This window comes from Dryocola boscaweniae, from assembly GCF_025215095.1.
In the GTDB taxonomy this organism is placed as follows: domain Bacteria; phylum Pseudomonadota; class Gammaproteobacteria; order Enterobacterales; family Enterobacteriaceae; genus Dryocola; species Dryocola boscaweniae.
On the sequence record NZ_JALHAP010000060.1, the window covers coordinates 1 to 15,541 of the forward strand.

The window sequence follows — 15,541 nt, forward strand, 5'->3', positions numbered from 1 at the left end:
GTCGTAGCGTGAAACGAGATCAAGAGCCTGTCCAATATGCATAAAAAAATCCGGAAACGGGTGAGCATTTCCGGATTCTTACACAGCCACAGGATCGGTCAACCGATCCTTAACTGATCGGCATTACCCCGAAAGGGGCCGTTTGATAATTCAAACGATTAACGGCGAATCATACGGAAAATCGCCAGCACGACGATTGCACCGACCACCGCCACCAGGAAGCTTGGCAGGTTAAAGCCCGTGACGCTGCCGCCGATATGGAAAAATGTCGCTAACCATCCACCCACCACGGCACCGACAACGCCCAAAATACAGGTCAGAATAAAGCCGCCGCCATCTCTACCAGGCATGATTAGTTTTGCAATAACACCAGCGATTAAACCGAATACAATCCAGGCGATGATACCCATTTTTGAAAGTCCTCTTCATTATTGTGTGTAGTAACAAAGCCGGGCCGCTGCGTAACGCAGGGATCCGACTGTCGGTACGCTAAGTATAATCAAGTCGTAAAAAAACGTGATTAGCATCACTAGTTTACTGGAAGACTGCTGAAAATATCATGCTAACTTGCTGAGATTTATCTTAAGTTTCTTTTTCCCCTGCCGATAACTTTGCTTAACACTATCTCAGAACGTCACAAGGACCAGGGCCTTGAGTAACTATAACGAGCAGTTTCTGAAACAAACTCCACTCGCCGTATTAGGGGTATTACGCGATCTCCACAAGCACCAGGTCCCGGTACGCCTTACCTGGAGCGCAGGACAATTTATCAGTAAGATTCTGGACGTTTCCCCTACGCAACTGGTGATGGATTTTGGCAGTCAGCCACAGGAAAACCTGGCGGCACAGAAAGCGACCGATATCCAGTTCACGGCAGAAACTCAGGGAGCAAAAGTGGAATTTACGCTGCCCAAACTGCATGCGATGAATTACCTTAATTTACCCGCATTTAGTTCGCCGCTGCCGCCAACTTTATGGTTCGTACAGCGACGAGAGTATTTCCGCATAAGCGCCCCGCTCAATCCGTTCTATTTCTGCCACGCAAAACTGCCGAACGGCGCGCTTTTTGATTTCAGACTGTGTGATTTATCGCTTGGCGGTATGGGCGCTCTGGTCGATGGGCCTCTACCTGAGGGGCTTAGCGTTGGCATGCGTTTTGCGCAGGTGGAAATCGATCTTGCGGAATGGGGCAAGTTTTATTTTGATATGCAGCTAGTGATGCTTTCAGAACGCACGGTGGTGGACAACAAAAACCAGACCATCAGCACGCCGCGTCTTAGCTTCCGCTTTTTGAACGTCAACCCGGCGGTTGAGCGAGAATTACAACGGATTATTTTCTCACTCGAACGGTCAGCCCGGGAAAAGGCCGACCGCGTTAAATAACATTACTCTTGCGCTACATCGCTTCCATGGCCCGCGATACTTTATACAGGTAGCGTGGCGCCTGAGCGGCAGGATGATTCTTCGCGACATATTCCCAGAATTCGTCAGGGCTCAGGTCGTTAATTTTGCTGATGGCTTTTTTGCGGTCTGCGGAAAACGTTCTGAGCAGCGCTCCCGCCCCGTTCGCATAAGATACCAGCAAGGCGTACTGCATTGTCTGCGGGTCTTCAATCCCGGCGAGAATACCGTGCTCCATTATGCTGAGATAAGCCGTACCGATAGAGATATTACGCGCCGGGTCTTTCAGCTCGCTGGTGGATGGCTGTCCGCTCCAGCCCAGGTGGCGATAAACGTCCGCACCGGCCGTCGACGCTTTAATCTGCATCAGACCAACCGCGTTGGATTTACTGACCAGCGCAGGGTTGCCGCCGGACTCCACTGCAATAATAGCCGTAATGACTCGCGGGCTGACGCCCCACTCTTTTCCCGCCTGTTCGGTTATAGGCATCCAGGTCAGTGCGCGCTGGACCGGTTTTGTCGGATCCCATTCCGGTTGCTTAGCGGTGTGGCTGGAACAACCAGCCAGAAACAGAACCAAAACAATCAGCCATCTTATTTTCACGCAATCTATCCTTATTAAACACTTTGCTCGTTATTACGACGTTTCAACCTCGCCGGGCGAGTGACAACCGTCCACGATAGCGGCATCATAACCAATTAACCCACAGCCAGGAAATGCCATGTCTCTGATTCGTTTGATTGCCCCTTCAGGCTATTGTGTTAACCAGGCAGCGGCCGCGCGAGGTATTAAGCGCCTCCAGGAGGCCGGATATCAAATTGAGAATCAGCAAGCGGTCGCAAGGCGTTTCCAGCGTTTTGCCGGCACCGACGAAGAGCGTTTGGCCGAAATCCAGCAGCTCGCCTCGCTTTCTCCCGAATGCGATATCGTTCTCGCCGTGCGCGGCGGCTATGGGGCAACACGTTTGCTCGAAAAAATTGATTTCCCGCGTTTGGGTCATGCGCTACGAGCGCGTACGCCCGTGATTTGCGGCCACAGCGATTTCACCGCTATCCAGCTTGCTTTGCTGGCGCAGTGCGGCGCCATCACATTCAGCGGGCCGATGCTTGCCGGTAATTTTGGCGCAGAAGAATTTGATGACTACACCTGGCAACATTTCTGGCAGGCAATCACTCAATCCCGGTTCAGCCTAAGCTGGCAAAACACGGCTCCCGCCTGTTCAGTTAGCGGCACAATCTGGGGTGGGAATCTCGCCATGCTGGTTTCGCTTATCGGTTCGCCGTGGCTGCCCGCTATCGACGGCGGCATTCTGGTGGTTGAGGATATCAATGAACATCCTTTCCGCGTCGAACGCATGTTATTGCAGCTTCATCATGCGGGAATATTAAGGCGTCAAAAGGCGCTTATTCTTGGCAGTTTTAATGGCGCGACGGTAAGTGACTACGATGCGGGCTATGATTTTAACGAAATGCGCGCAATGCTTTCGGAAAGGCTTTCTATCCCCGTGTTGTCAGGCTTGCCGTTCGGACACGAACCGCAAACGGTCACCTTGCCGCTCGGCGCTTTTGGCGAATTAAAGCACAATGGCTATGAAAGCGTGCTGTCAATTAGCGGCCATAACGTTATCAGGTGAAAAAAGCCTGCTTTTCGGACGTTTAGTTAGCCGCTTCCGTGTTAATCTTTTGCAACAACCACAGCGGCACTTATAAAGGAGAATGATAATTTTGGACGCGGGTGCGATAATTAGTCTGTTTATTTTAGGTTCCGTACTGGTAACTTGCAGCATCTTATTAAGTTCTTTTTCTTCCCGTCTTGGTATTCCCATCCTCGTAATCTTCCTCGCCATTGGTATGCTGGCGGGCATTGACGGCGTGGGTGGTATCCCGTTCGATAATTATCCTTTTGCCTATCTGGTCAGTAACCTCGCTTTAGCTGTGATCCTGCTCGATGGCGGTATGCGCACCCAGGCGAGTTCATTTCGCGTAGCCCTGGGCCCGGCGCTTTCCCTTGCGACCGTTGGCGTGCTTATCACCTCCGGCCTGACGGGCGTGGCCGCGGCATGGTTATTCAATCTTGATTTAATTCAGGGCCTGCTTATTGGCGCAATCGTCGGCTCTACCGACGCGGCGGCGGTGTTTTCACTGCTGGGCGGCAAAGGGCTCAACGAACGTGTGGGCGCAACGCTTGAAATCGAATCCGGCAGCAACGATCCGATGGCGGTATTTCTGACCATCACGCTTATTGCGATGATCGAGCAAGGGCAAACCGGCCTGAGCTGGACGTTCGCGTTAGATATCCTCCAGCAGTTTGGCCTGGGCATAGTGCTGGGCTTAGGCGGCGGCTATCTGTTATTGCAAATGATTAACCGCATTACTCTGCCGCAGGGGCTTTATCCCCTGCTGGCGCTAAGCGGCGGGATCATGGTGTTCGGCATCACCACGGCCCTTAACGGCAGCGGTATCCTCGCCGTTTATCTGTGTGGTTTCCTGCTGGGCAATCGCCCGATCCGCAGCCGCTTCGGTATTCTGCAAACCTTCGACGGCTTGGCGTGGCTTGCGCAAATCGGTATGTTCCTGGTGCTTGGCCTGCTGGTTAACCCTTCGGATCTGTTAGCCATAGCCGTTCCGGCTCTGCTGCTTTCCGCATGGATGATTTTCTTCGCCCGTCCTCTCTCCGTGGTTATCGGCCTGCTGCCGTTCCGGGGTTTTAACGGGCGTGAACGCATTTTCATCAGTTGGGTAGGGCTACGCGGCGCAGTGCCGATTATTCTTGCCGTCTTCCCGATGATGGCCGGCCTCGATAACGCAAGGCTGTTCTTTAACGTTGCGTTCTTCGTGGTGCTGGTCTCGCTGCTGCTACAGGGTTCTTCCCTGAGCTGGGCGGCGAAAAAAGCCAAAGTGGTTGTGCCCCCGATTGGCTGGCCTGTTTCACGCGTCGGGCTGGATATCCACCCGAAAAACCCGTGGGAGCAGTTTGTCTATCAACTAAGCGAAGACAAATGGTGCGTCGGCGCTGCCCTGCGCGACCTGCATATGCCCGAAGAAACGCGCATTGCCGCCCTGTTCCGCGACAATGTTTTGCTGCACCCAACCGGCAGTACGCGGCTGCGTGAAGGCGACGTGCTATGCGTGATAGGCCGCGAACGGGACCTGCCAGCCCTGGGTAAACTTTTCAGCCAGTCGCCTCCCGTCGCTCTCGACCAGCGCTTCTTCGGCGACTTTATCCTTGAAGCCAACGCGCAGTTCTCGGATGTCGCAACGATTTACGGTCTGGATCTTGATGAGGCAGTCAACACGCAGCAAACCCTGGGCGAGTTCGTGCTCGGTATGCTCGGCGGCGCACCGGTCGTGGGCGACCAGGTTGAGTTTGCAGGAATGATCTGGACGGTGGCCGAGAAAGAAAATAATCAGGTGCGCAAAATTGGCGTTCGCGTGGCTGAGCAGGAAGAAGAGTAAAGCTGACATCTCCCTCTCCGCCTTGAGAGGGAGAAAACCTTATTAAGCCTGCAGCACAACCGGCACTCGTGGCGCCAGGGCGCACATCAACTCGTAGCCTACCGTTCCTGAAGCAGATGCAACATCGTCGATTTTAACTTCATTCCCCCACAGTTCCACCGGGCTGCCAATACCGGCGTGCGGGCAAGGCGTTAAATCCACCGTCAGCATATCCATGGAAACCGTGCCAACGGTGCGCGTTAGCACGCCATCGACATGAACAGGCGTGCCGTCTGGCGCATGGCGCGGATAACCGTCCGCATAACCGCCCGCTACGATGCCGATACGCTGTTCGCCCGTTGCGCGATAACGGCTGCCGTATCCCACGGTGTCGCCGGCTTTCAGATTCTGAATGCCGATTATTTCACTACGCAGGGACATCACCGGTTTCAGACCGCTGTTTGCGATATCACGCCACTGCCCGCTCGGCGATGCGCCGTAAAGGATGATGCCCGGACGTACCCAGTCGTAATGCGCCTCCGGGTGCCACATCGTGGCGGCAGAGTTCGAAAGCGAACGCATGCAATCCAGTCCTTCTGCCGCCTGTTCAATGCGCGCTAAGGGTTCAACTATCCCCCCCGGCTGCTCGGCATCGGCAAAATGCGCCATCAGCGTTAGCTGGCCGACGTTGGCTATCGCCCGCAGTTGCCGCCAGATCGAATGGACACGATCGGCGGTAAAGCCGAGGCGGTTCATACCGCTGTTCATTTTCAGATAGACATCAAGCGGCGCGTTAAGCCGCGCGTTGGCCAGCGCTTTCACCTGCCAGTTACTGTGCAGGCTGGTGGTGAGACGATATTTATCGAAAAGAGGTAGCTCATCGGTGTGGAAAAAACCTTCAAGCATCAGAATCGGGCCTTTCCAGCCTCGCTCGCGCAGCAAAATGGCTTCTTCGAGATTGAGCAACGCGAAGCCATCAGTTGTACTCAACGTCGACCAGACCCTGTCGAGTCCGTGGCCATAGGCGTTCGCTTTTACCACAGACCAGACGCGGGAATGGGGTGCCGCCTGACGCACCACCTGCAGATTATTGCGCATCGCGCCGAGATCGAGCGTTGCCACAATGGGACGAGACATGTCCACTCCTTATTTTTGTTATCGGTACATCAGTTATGGGCGCTGTGTAATCGCTGTGAACCCGAAGGGGAAAAACCCGGTAAATAGCGCGCGACGGACAAATCGTCAAACGGGATGGCCGGGGTTCTTCCGGAAATCAAATCGCTGAGCATTTGCCCGGAACCACACGCCATAGTCCAGCCCAGCGTCCCGTGTCCGGTATTGAGCCACAGATTTTTGAACGGCGTGCGGCCAACAATTGGCGTACCGTCCGGCGTCATCGGGCGCAGGCCGGCCCAGAACGTTGCCTGCTCAACGTGCCCGCCGCGCGGATAAAGATCGCGCACCACCATCTCCAGCGTTTCGCGGCGCGGCTGCAGCAGCTCGGTGTTATAGCCGACGATTTCTGCCATGCCGCCCACCCGAATACGGTTATCAAAACGGGTAATGGCGATTTTGTATGTTTCATCGAGGATAGTGGAAACCGGCGCGCCCTGCTCGTCGGCAACAGGAATAGTCAGCGAATAGCCTTTTAGCGGATACACAGGAATATCAACGATATTTTTCAAAAGTCCCGTAGAGTAAGAACCAAACGCCACGACATAAGCATCCGCTTTTACCACTTCTTTGCCGCACTGCACGCCGTAAATACTTTGCCCTTCGTAAAGCAGACGATCGACCGAAGTGTTAAAGCGGAATTCAACGCCAGCCTCTGCCGCCATGCGTGCAAGATTCTGCGTAAAGAGTTGGCAATCACCCGTTTCATCATTGGGCAAGCGCAGGCCGCCGGTGAGTTTGTGGGCGACCTCCGCAAGCGCTGGTTCAACCTGCCCGAGCTGGCTGGCTTCCAGCAGTTGATAAGGCACGCCAGCTTCTTTGAGCACGGCGATATCTTTTGATGCGTTTTCATATTGCTGCGCAGTACGGAAGAGCTGCAATGTGCCGCCCTGGCGCCCTTCATACTGAATCCCGGTGCTGTGGCGCAGCTCTTTTAAGCAGTCGCGGCTGTATTCGGCCAGGCGCACCATGCGGCCCTTGTTTTCCATGTAGTGACGCATATCGCAGTTGCGCAGCATCTGCAGCATCCACTTGAGCTGGAAGCGCGTGCCGTCAAGGCTAATAGCCAGCGGCGCATGGCGCTCAAACATCCATTTAATTGCCTTCAGCGGCACGCCGGGAGCCGCCCAGGGCGCGGCATATCCCGGAGAGATCTGCCCGGCATTGGCGGCGCTGGTTTCCATCGCGGGACCCGCTTCGCGTTCGATTACCGTAACTTCGTGCCCTGCCTGGCGCAAATACCAGGCGCTGGCGACACCGACAACCCCACTTCCCAGCACCACAACACGCATATCCGTCCCACCCTTTAGCTAAAAGAATAATCTTCTGATTACAAATTGATAACCCAGATGAAAATGTTATTCAACATATGGCTTTATTATGGTGAGCATCCTCACACCCTGGCCCTTTATCACTGGCACAGCATAATTAGGATCTCCTGCGAGGGAAGAGATTCGCCGCAGAATAAAATACTGCAAACGCCCAAAAAAATGGGGACTAAAAATCACGAAATCATGCGGAAAATATTTTTCTTGTCACCGCTAAGTTTGAGGAGTGTTCTATCCTTTTGATTGAGGCTTTCCATTCAGAGAGAGCCGCCAACAATGAGGGCGCGCTGATGGCTACTGTTGATCTTTCCGCCACAAAGGATTCCAAACGTCTGAGTGATGGACCCGACTGGACGTTCGAGTTGCTGGATGTCTACCTCGAAGAGATAGACCGTGTAGCAAAACTATACCGTTTAGATACTTATCCGCATCAGATAGAGGTGATTACCTCTGAGCAGATGATGGACGCCTACTCCAGCGTCGGCATGCCGATAAACTACCCGCACTGGTCCTTTGGTAAGAAATTCATTGAAACCGAGCGGCTGTACAAGCACGGGCAACAGGGGCTGGCCTACGAGATTGTGATTAACTCCAATCCTTGTATCGCCTATCTGATGGAAGAAAATACCATCACCATGCAGGCGCTGGTTATCGCGCACGCCTGCTACGGGCACAACTCTTTCTTTAAAAACAACTATCTGTTTCGTAGCTGGACGGATGCCAGTTCAATAATCGACTACCTGATTTTCGCCCGTAAATACATCAGCGAATGCGAAGAGCGCTACGGCGTGGACGAGGTTGAGCGGCTGCTGGACTCCTGCCATGCGCTGATGAATTACGGCGTCGATCGTTATAAACGTCCGCAAAAGATCTCGCTTCAGGAAGAGAAAGCGCGGCAGAAAAGCCGCGAAGAGTATCTGCAAAGTCAGGTGAATACGTTGTGGCGTACTCTGCCGCGTCGTGAAGAGGAAAAAACCGTCGCTGAAGCGCGCCGTTATCCTTCCGAGCCGCAGGAAAACCTGCTCTATTTTATGGAAAAAAACGCGCCACTGCTGGAGCCCTGGCAGCGTGAAATCCTGCGTATCGTGCGCAAGGTGAGCCAGTATTTTTATCCTCAGAAGCAAACCCAGGTGATGAATGAGGGCTGGGCGACGTTCTGGCACTACACCATTCTTAACCACCTGTACGATGAGGGGAAAGTGACGGACCGCTTTATGCTGGAGTTTCTGCACAGCCACACCAATGTGGTGTTCCAGCCGCCATATAACAGCCCGTGGTATAACGGCATTAACCCTTACGCGCTGGGCTTTGCGATGTTCCAGGACATCAAACGTATTTGTCAGAACCCTACCGAGGAAGATAAATACTGGTTCCCGGATATTGCGGGCGCAGACTGGCTGGACACGCTGCATTTCGCAATGCGTGACTTCAAAGATGAAAGTTTTATCAGCCAGTTCCTGTCGCCAAAACTGATGCGTGATTTCCGGTTATTTACCGTGCTGGATGACGATCACAACAATTATCTGGAAATCTCGGCTATTCATAACGAAGAAGGCTATCGTGAAATTCGCGCGCAGCTTTCTGCTCAATATAATCTGAGCAATCTGGAGCCGAATATTCAGGTGTGGAACGTAGATTTGCGTGGCGACCGTTCGCTGACGCTGCGCTACATCCCGCATAACCGCGCGCCGCTTGACCGAGGCCGTCGTGAAGTGCTCAAGCACGTGCACCGGTTGTGGGGCTTTGATGTAATGCTGGAACAACAAAACGAAGATGGAAGCGTTGAGCTGCTCGATCGTTGCCCGCCGCGTATGAACAGCATCTAGAAGTAAAGATCCCGGCTCGATTGGCCGGGATCTTTAATTATTTCAACAACCTGAGTAATTCATTGATCAGTTCGGAAGCATCATATTTATAGTCTGATTCCCAGCGAGTTTGCCAGTCCACAGGACGTCCTTCATTTTCCCATTCTGATAGGGCTGTAAGTATCCCGGTAAAACGAACCATTCACTTTTAGAGATCTTCCGACATACTGATTATGTCCCCCTGAGGAGATCGCCATGCGTAAAGCCCGATTCACTGAGCACCAGATCATCGCCGTTCTGAAGTCTGTTGAAGCCGGACGTACGGTCAAGGATGTCTGCCGCGAAGCCGGAATATCGGAGGTGTCGTACTACAACTGGAAAGCAAAGTATGGCGGGATGGAAGCCTCTGATATCAAAAAGATGAAAGACCTTGAGGACGAAAACCGCCGTCTCAAACAAATGTTTGCCGATCTCAGTCTTGAATGCCGGGCTCTGAAAGATGTCATCGAAAAAAAGCTTTAAAACCAGCGATAAAGCGTGAGCTTGTTGGCTATCTGACCGCACAATTTGCCATGAGCATCCGCCAGGCATGCAGGACGTTATCGCTGAGCAGGACGGTATATTTTTACCCGCCCGATACCCGCCGTGATGAACCGGTTATCCAGATACTGACTGAGCTGGCGGAACGCTACCCACGATACGGTTTTAAGAAGCTGTTTCAGGTTATGCGCAGGCAGGGGCACGCCTGGAATCATAAGCGCGTGCACCGGATTTACTGTCTGCTGAAACTGAATTTTCGTCGTAAGGGAAAGCAACGTCTGCCGGTGCGCAATCCGGCCCCACTGGCGACGCCTGATTGACCCTGGGGGCATAACCCTTATATACGTACTTCCTGGACTGCCGGGATCGGTATTCGGCGGATAGTAAATTGTACTCCCTGGTGTTCTGCCAGGTTTACTTACCCAGCCTTGAGGAATCACAGGTCCTTGTGCTGGATTCGTAAGGGCCTGCAATTTAGGAGGCACTTTAGGGATTGAGGCTTTAGACATCCCATTTGGGTTAACCTCACCATCTGCATCAACCCCACCTACCTTCATCATTGGATTGATGTCGATAATATTTATCGGTGGTTTCTTCGGCTTATCACTCAGCGCATTATTCTCAACCGCATTCTTCCCGGCCACAGCACCGGCGCCTGCTGCCTCCGTACTGTTACTGCTCAGGCCTCCGGCTATCCCCGCCGCAATCGTCGCCAGCGTGCTGATTTGCCGGCGCTCCTGCTCGCTCAGGTTATCAGTTTTCCCGCCGTAGTAGTTGTTGATGATGTACTGCGCTGCTGCCTCACCGCTGAACGCGCCTGCGGCTCCCGCTGCGGCACTGTTCCCGCCAAGCTGGGCTGCCAGTGCACCCCACACCGCATGCGCCATCAGGTTTGCTTTATCATCATCACCAGTTGTCTGTTTGATAAGCTGAGCAACAGCCGGATTAAGCCCGCCCGCCAGCGCCTGGCCGAAGTTATCCGCATTCAGCCCGCCCAGCAAGCCCGTAATGGCCTGCACCACCATCTGCGGCGTACTGCCCGTGCCGTAGCCCTTAACGGTATCTCTGTATTCCTGAGTGTTGCGCAGCTCCGCATCGCTCAGGTTACCGTGCTTCTCCCTGGCCGCCTTCATGGCTTCGGTCTCACCCAGCGTCATGACGATGTTGCTCATCTGTCCGCTAATCTGGCTGATGACCTGCGCCTCCTTCAGGCGCTGCTGCTCTTTTTCCTTGTCAAATATCGGCGCAATGCTGCCGTTGGCGTTTTCCACATCACGGCTGAGGTCAGCCACATCCTGTTTCTGCTTGTCCTTGTCGCGGATAACAATGCTGCCGCCGCTGATGGCCGACGATGTGGTGCCTTCCGCATGCCCCTGACTGCCGGACATGCCCGTTAAGGCATTCGCCGCATTCGCCATCGCATTCCCGGCCACCATCTGGCTGGCTGACATGCCCGATGCGCCGGAGACGCTGATGCCGGTGTGGCTGGTTTTGTAGTCCGCTTCATTGTGGATATCCGTCCAGCCGAGCGTCCCGGTAACGCAGCAACATCCATCACGCTTAAGGGCTACTGGCTGGAATATGCGGGGTTTACAACCGGTATACCACTGAAGATCCGCGTGATGCCGGGCTGCCTGGTGCTCACCGCTCAGGAACCATTACCCCCACCGCCGCCAGAGCCGGAGATCATGCAGACGCTGAAGAAGGTCTGTAAGCTTTCAGGCCGTAAGCAGCGGCAGATCCTTGAGTTTATTGAGATGGTCACGGCGAAGAAGGCGACTACCGGGAAGTGGGGCTAACAGCTTGTAACCAGGTAAAAAGATCCCGGCTCGCTGGCATGCCCGCATTTGTATACAAGCCGCCAGTACCAGTCTGCGCGAACCATTGAGTATTAGGTGAAGTAGCTATATCACCTATTTCATGTACAACTTTATCCGCAGACCAATTTTGTGGTAACACAGTTTTCCCTGGAGTTCCACCGGACAAACATGCTGATTCTCCTCAGAGTAAATAAGTCTTAAGCTACTTACCAATTAACCATCATGAATCAGTGAATGTTTTAAAATAGCATTGACTTTTAAATTATCTTCTGGATGTAACTTCAAATACTTGTTGCACGCAATTGCAAGATATTTATAGCAAATACTTTCGCTAACAACGATTGTATCGTTATCTTCTGGAGGGTATCCATATGCAAACTCCACTCCTTCGAAATGTTCTTCGTCATAGCAACTGTCCATATCAGGAAAGCTACAGTATGCACCATCCACATGAAAACTATTTTTTTCGGCCATGTAACCAATCGCCTTAATAAATAACCCACTTCCGTACATTCGATCAAAGTAAGACTTAATAATCCAGTATGGATCACTATTGTCGTATGGTTGTCCGAATAGTTCCTTGTCCATTTTTTTACCTTTCACTGAGGATGGAAGTTGTTAACCATACCGGTAGTTTTGTCAATATATACTCTAAAATTAACACCGCCCGCTTGAGCGTCATATGCTTGCAGCCCCTGCTTCATCGCTGCTTCATAGCCTTTGGCGGCTGCTTGCTGCCCTAACTCCAGCATTTTGCTGTCGGTAAAAATCTTAGGATCATATATAGTTTTAGGTAATTCTGCAGCTTTGTATCCCGTCACATTACCGGCCCTATCATAGGACGGTATCTGATAAGTCACTTGAGTTATCCCCTTAGTCTCAGTAGGCGTTTCACTAACAATTTTTACATTGTATTCTTTTGCCGCTACATAGAATTGCTCTGCATTGTGCGCACCGCTGATGCCTTTTTTCTGCGAATACCCATCCAGTGTTGAAAGGTGAGCTGGCTGGTTTATTTTGAAACTAATTCCATCAGGATAAGTCACCTCAGAGACATTACCTGTTGTTTTTATAGTGACTTTTTGGCCGGAAGCAGTTTCAACCACAGTTGTTTTTGGGACAACAGAATCAACCCCTTTCATCCCTGCAATGATGCTTACAATTGCATGCGTCTGCATTGCATCATCATAGGCTTTAGCGACTTCATCCCACTTCTTACCGGTGCTATCAACTATCCCCTTAATTGCCGCATCGCGAGTGATGCTACCGGAATCAAGGCCTTCCATGATCGCAGTGGCATTACTGTAGTCCTGCGGGAAAATGTCCTTGTAAGACAATCTGTAGCCCGCCGCGCTGTCGCCATATCCTTCCAACGCTTTCTGTGCTTGTACAACCAGTTGCCCGCAGCCTGCGCTGCTCTTATTGCCCTGAGTACACACATCCAGAATTTGCTGATCGCGCGCTTTATCAGTCGCATTAATATCCACCAGCTCCTGCTGGAGCGACTGTCTTTCTTCCGCAGTTAAATCACCACTTTCAAGCTGATGTTCAACCTGCTTCTTACGCTCGGCCTCTTTATGATTGAGGTAGTTATATCGCACCGAATCCACCGAGGCCGCCGCACCCGACTGTGCCCCGTTCGTTCCGGCAATGACTCCACCGACGGCGGCACCGCTTACCGCTGCGGCCCACTGAACAATTGCGCCTTTCTCACTTTCGCCGAGTGAGGTGTGGCTGCCCAGATAGTCCATCACCATTTTGCCGAAGGCTTCGCTGCTGAGGCCTGCCACGCCGCCCGCCAGGGCATTACCGCCGCCCAGGCTCGCCTGAAGCGCCCCAATGATGCCGTGAATGGCGGCTTTCTCTTTGCTGTACTCACCCCAGCCCATTTTAGCGCCGACATCGCCCGCAGCCTGGTTCGCCATCTGGCCGAACAGGCCAGCCAGCTCCTGCTGCTCCTGGACTTTTTCTTTGTCGAAAATCTTGTCGATATGGCCGTTAGCGTTATCCGTGTCGCGACTCAGATCCGCCACATCCTGCTGCTGATTTTCTTTGTCACGAATAGTGATTGTGCCGTCTGCAATCGCAGAATGCGTCGTACCCGACGCATCATCATGCGCCCCGATGCCGATAATCGGGATTGCGCCACCGCCGCTTCCGTTCTTGTCGCCTGCGTACCCACCGATGATGCCTTTTGTGTCTGAGCTGTATTCGGCGCTGTTGTTGATATCACGCCAGCCGAGCGTGCCCGTATCCAGCGAATTTTTATCTGCCGTCGCCGTGCTGGCGATAACGGCACCATCCAGCTGCGTATGCTTGCCGACGGTGATATCAAAACCTTTATCCCCCGCAAACAGGCCGCTCTGCTCGCCGACGCTCGCATACTCACTTTTGGTTTTGCTGTTACTGATATTGAGTGAAGCAGAACCCGTCATGGTGCCGAACGTGAAGCTGGCTCCGCCGCTGACATCCTTCTGCCAGCTGGTGTAGTCATCGGTATCCTGAAGGCTGCTCACCAACAGGTCGCGGCCCACATCGGCGACGATTTTCTCGCCCAGCGCCTGCGCACCGGCAATGACCGTGTCGCGTCCGCTGCTCATGCTCAGCTCATCGCGGGCGTTAACGCGGGTATTCACATACTCAGTCGTTTTCCCGTCATCGCCACCTTTAGACTGATAGCCGCTCGCCTGAACGCCAATCCCGGTTTCCTTACCGACCGAGACATGCACACCCGCAGCCCATCCGCTGCTGTTGTTTGAGCTTTTTTGCTCACGATTGTTAGAGGCTGCATCAAGCAACAGGTCGTTCTGTGCCACCAAGGTCACGTTATTCCCCGTGACGCCGCTGCCCGTAATATGCAAATCGCCGCTGGTGCCGTTTTGCCCGGTAGCGACCATGTTCACGTCGCCTCCCGCCGTCAGGGTACTGCCGCGGACTTCATTTTGTTTCAGTTCAGAAGTGGACGTGCTTTTGCTGGAACCGATATTCAATTCCACGCGAACGGCATTCATGTCTCCTCCGGCAGCACCACCCGCCACAGAAGCCGCACCCGAGCCAGCAACCCACATATCCTGCGCGGCTTTTACGCCATAAAGCGCCTTCAGACGATCGTCGCTCACTTCGCTGCCACGCTTGATGGCGTTGTTCGCCGCCATTGCCGCATCGGTAATGGCAGACGAGACGGACAGCGTCAGGCCACTTTTCTTTTGCTCATACGTTTCTTTACGGCGAAGCAGGTCATTGCCTGGGTCAACGGCAATTTCCCCGGCAACCACGTTCAGATTTTTGGCCGCGATAACATCTGCGCCACTGATATGCGCTTTGCTGTCCGCAATAATGCTGACATTACCGCCCGTGGAGCCGATGGTACTGACGCTCTGGCTCTGTGTGGTGCCGTCTTCGTTAACCTGGTGACGGGTGGCGTTAGTTCCGATGGTAAATCCAATACCACCGCTCCCCATCAGGCCACTCTTTTTCTTCTCCTTCAGATGATACGAAGACTGCTCGTCGGTCGCGGCCACGACATTGACATCATGACCCGCTTTTAGGGCAATATCGCCATCACCAATGATCGAAGATCCCTTCACCATCACATCATTTCCGGCAGTGACAGAGACGTTATTTCCGCTGAGGGACGATCCTTTCTCGTACGTCGCACTCTCTTCGTCGATAGTGTGCGTAGTGGTTTTTTTGAGGAACCCTTTTTTGGTCTTTGTCTCTTCCCTGTAGTGATAGTCGCTTTCCGTCGCGGTGGTCAGGTTCACATCCCGGCCCGCGCCCACGCCGATATCGCCGCTGGCGGTCACCTGCGCGGCCTCGTTGTTCACATCACGTCCGGCGATAATGGTGGTATCCCCGCCGCTGGCGATTTCCGTGCCCTGCTGGCGCACCGACTCGTTGATTTCGACTTTCTTCTTCGCTTTGTAGCTGTTTCCTTCCGTGGTTTCCTGCGCCAGCAGGTTCACGTCGCGTCCCGCCTGCATCGCCACATCGTTTTCTGCGGCCAGGCCTGCCGCCTGGCTGTTGATGTCCCGGCCTG

Annotated in this window: 9 protein-coding genes and 5 pseudogenes; 6 read left to right on the plus strand and 8 right to left on the minus strand. The window is 53.3% G+C overall.

Features of this window, described 5'->3' with window-relative positions; translation table 11 throughout:
- Positions 1 to 158: 158 nt before the first annotated feature.
- Positions 159 to 410 carry a GlsB/YeaQ/YmgE family stress response membrane protein gene (locus MUA00_RS00405; protein WP_271121255.1) on the minus strand — a complete coding sequence of 84 codons (252 nt, stop codon included), beginning with the start codon at positions 408 to 410 and terminating at the stop codon, positions 159 to 161.
- A 241-nt stretch (positions 411 to 651) separates the two neighbouring features.
- Here MUA00_RS00405 and ycgR point away from each other — a divergent pair, with 241 nt between their 5' ends.
- Positions 652 to 1,383: a flagellar brake protein YcgR gene (ycgR, locus tag MUA00_RS00410; RefSeq protein WP_271121256.1), complete on the plus strand. Its 732-nt coding sequence runs from the start codon at positions 652 to 654 to the stop codon at positions 1,381 to 1,383.
- A 13-nt stretch (positions 1,384 to 1,396) separates the two neighbouring features.
- Here ycgR and emtA read toward each other — a convergent pair whose 3' ends face one another.
- The gene (gene emtA, locus MUA00_RS00415; RefSeq protein ID WP_271121257.1) at positions 1,397 to 2,005 is read right to left on the minus strand and encodes a membrane-bound lytic murein transglycosylase EmtA; all 609 of its coding nucleotides are present in this window, start codon (positions 2,003 to 2,005) and stop codon (positions 1,397 to 1,399) included.
- 118 nt (positions 2,006 to 2,123) lie between these two features.
- Here emtA and ldcA point away from each other — a divergent pair, with 118 nt between their 5' ends.
- Positions 2,124 to 3,035: a muramoyltetrapeptide carboxypeptidase gene (gene ldcA / locus MUA00_RS00420; protein WP_271121258.1), complete on the plus strand. Its 912-nt coding sequence runs from the start codon at positions 2,124 to 2,126 to the stop codon at positions 3,033 to 3,035.
- 82 nt (positions 3,036 to 3,117) lie between these two features.
- A pseudogene (locus MUA00_RS00425) lies at positions 3,118 to 4,791 on the plus strand (potassium/proton antiporter); the annotation flags it as partial.
- Here the strand turns inward: MUA00_RS00425 and MUA00_RS21380 are convergent.
- The 3 genes and pseudogenes from MUA00_RS21380 to MUA00_RS00435 all read right to left on the minus strand — a co-directional run.
- A pseudogene (locus MUA00_RS21380) lies at positions 4,789 to 4,866 on the minus strand (hypothetical protein); the annotation flags it as partial. The pseudogenes MUA00_RS00425 and MUA00_RS21380 overlap by 3 nt on opposite strands.
- 33 nt (positions 4,867 to 4,899) lie before the next feature.
- The gene (gene dadX, locus MUA00_RS00430) at positions 4,900 to 5,973 is read right to left on the minus strand and encodes a catabolic alanine racemase DadX (protein WP_271121259.1); all 1,074 of its coding nucleotides are present in this window, start codon (positions 5,971 to 5,973) and stop codon (positions 4,900 to 4,902) included.
- 29 nt (positions 5,974 to 6,002) lie between these two features.
- Positions 6,003 to 7,301: a D-amino acid dehydrogenase gene (locus MUA00_RS00435; protein ID WP_271121260.1), complete on the minus strand. Its 1,299-nt coding sequence runs from the start codon at positions 7,299 to 7,301 to the stop codon at positions 6,003 to 6,005.
- A 326-nt stretch (positions 7,302 to 7,627) separates the two neighbouring features.
- Between MUA00_RS00435 and MUA00_RS00440 the strand changes: the two genes are divergently transcribed.
- Both MUA00_RS00440 and MUA00_RS00445 read left to right on the plus strand, forming a co-directional pair.
- Positions 7,628 to 9,163 carry a SpoVR family protein gene (locus tag MUA00_RS00440; RefSeq protein ID WP_271121261.1) on the plus strand — a complete coding sequence of 512 codons (1,536 nt, stop codon included), beginning with the start codon at positions 7,628 to 7,630 and terminating at the stop codon, positions 9,161 to 9,163.
- A 234-nt stretch (positions 9,164 to 9,397) separates the two neighbouring features.
- A pseudogene (locus MUA00_RS00445) lies at positions 9,398 to 9,999 on the plus strand (transposase); the annotation flags it as partial.
- Positions 10,000 to 10,296: 297 nt separating this feature from the next.
- On the opposite strand, the pseudogene MUA00_RS21225 reads toward MUA00_RS00445, so the two are convergent.
- Positions 10,297 to 11,133, minus strand: a pseudogene (locus tag MUA00_RS21225) (VENN motif pre-toxin domain-containing protein); the annotation flags it as partial.
- A gap of 30 nt (positions 11,134 to 11,163) precedes the next feature.
- Here MUA00_RS21225 and MUA00_RS00455 point away from each other — a divergent pair.
- Positions 11,164 to 11,481 carry a SymE family type I addiction module toxin gene (locus MUA00_RS00455; RefSeq protein WP_271121262.1) on the plus strand — a complete coding sequence of 106 codons (318 nt, stop codon included), beginning with the start codon at positions 11,164 to 11,166 and terminating at the stop codon, positions 11,479 to 11,481.
- A gap of 234 nt (positions 11,482 to 11,715) precedes the next feature.
- Here MUA00_RS00455 and cdiI read toward each other — a convergent pair whose 3' ends face one another.
- Both cdiI and cdiA read right to left on the minus strand, forming a co-directional pair.
- A complete protein-coding gene (gene cdiI / locus MUA00_RS00460; RefSeq protein ID WP_271121263.1) occupies positions 11,716 to 12,090 on the minus strand; it encodes a ribonuclease toxin immunity protein CdiI in 375 nt (124 codons plus the stop codon).
- Between the two features lie 11 nt (positions 12,091 to 12,101).
- A pseudogene (gene cdiA, locus MUA00_RS00465) lies at positions 12,102 to 15,541 on the minus strand (contact-dependent inhibition toxin CdiA); the annotation flags it as partial.

What these genes read in the sequence shown, in the direction of transcription:
- MUA00_RS00405 (WP_271121255.1), bottom strand. Translation starts at nt 410, where the DNA reads ATGGGTATCATCGCCTGGATTGTATTCGGTTTAATCGCTGGTGTTATT.
- MUA00_RS00440 (WP_271121261.1), top strand. Translation starts at nt 7,628, where the DNA reads ATGGCTACTGTTGATCTTTCCGCCACAAAGGATTCCAAACGTCTGAGT.
- cdiI (WP_271121263.1), bottom strand. Translation starts at nt 12,090, where the DNA reads ATGGACAAGGAACTATTCGGACAACCATACGACAATAGTGATCCATAC.
- ldcA (WP_271121258.1), top strand. Translation starts at nt 2,124, where the DNA reads ATGTCTCTGATTCGTTTGATTGCCCCTTCAGGCTATTGTGTTAACCAG.
- dadX (WP_271121259.1), bottom strand. Translation starts at nt 5,973, where the DNA reads ATGTCTCGTCCCATTGTGGCAACGCTCGATCTCGGCGCGATGCGCAAT.
- MUA00_RS00435 (WP_271121260.1), bottom strand. Translation starts at nt 7,301, where the DNA reads ATGCGTGTTGTGGTGCTGGGAAGTGGGGTTGTCGGTGTCGCCAGCGCC.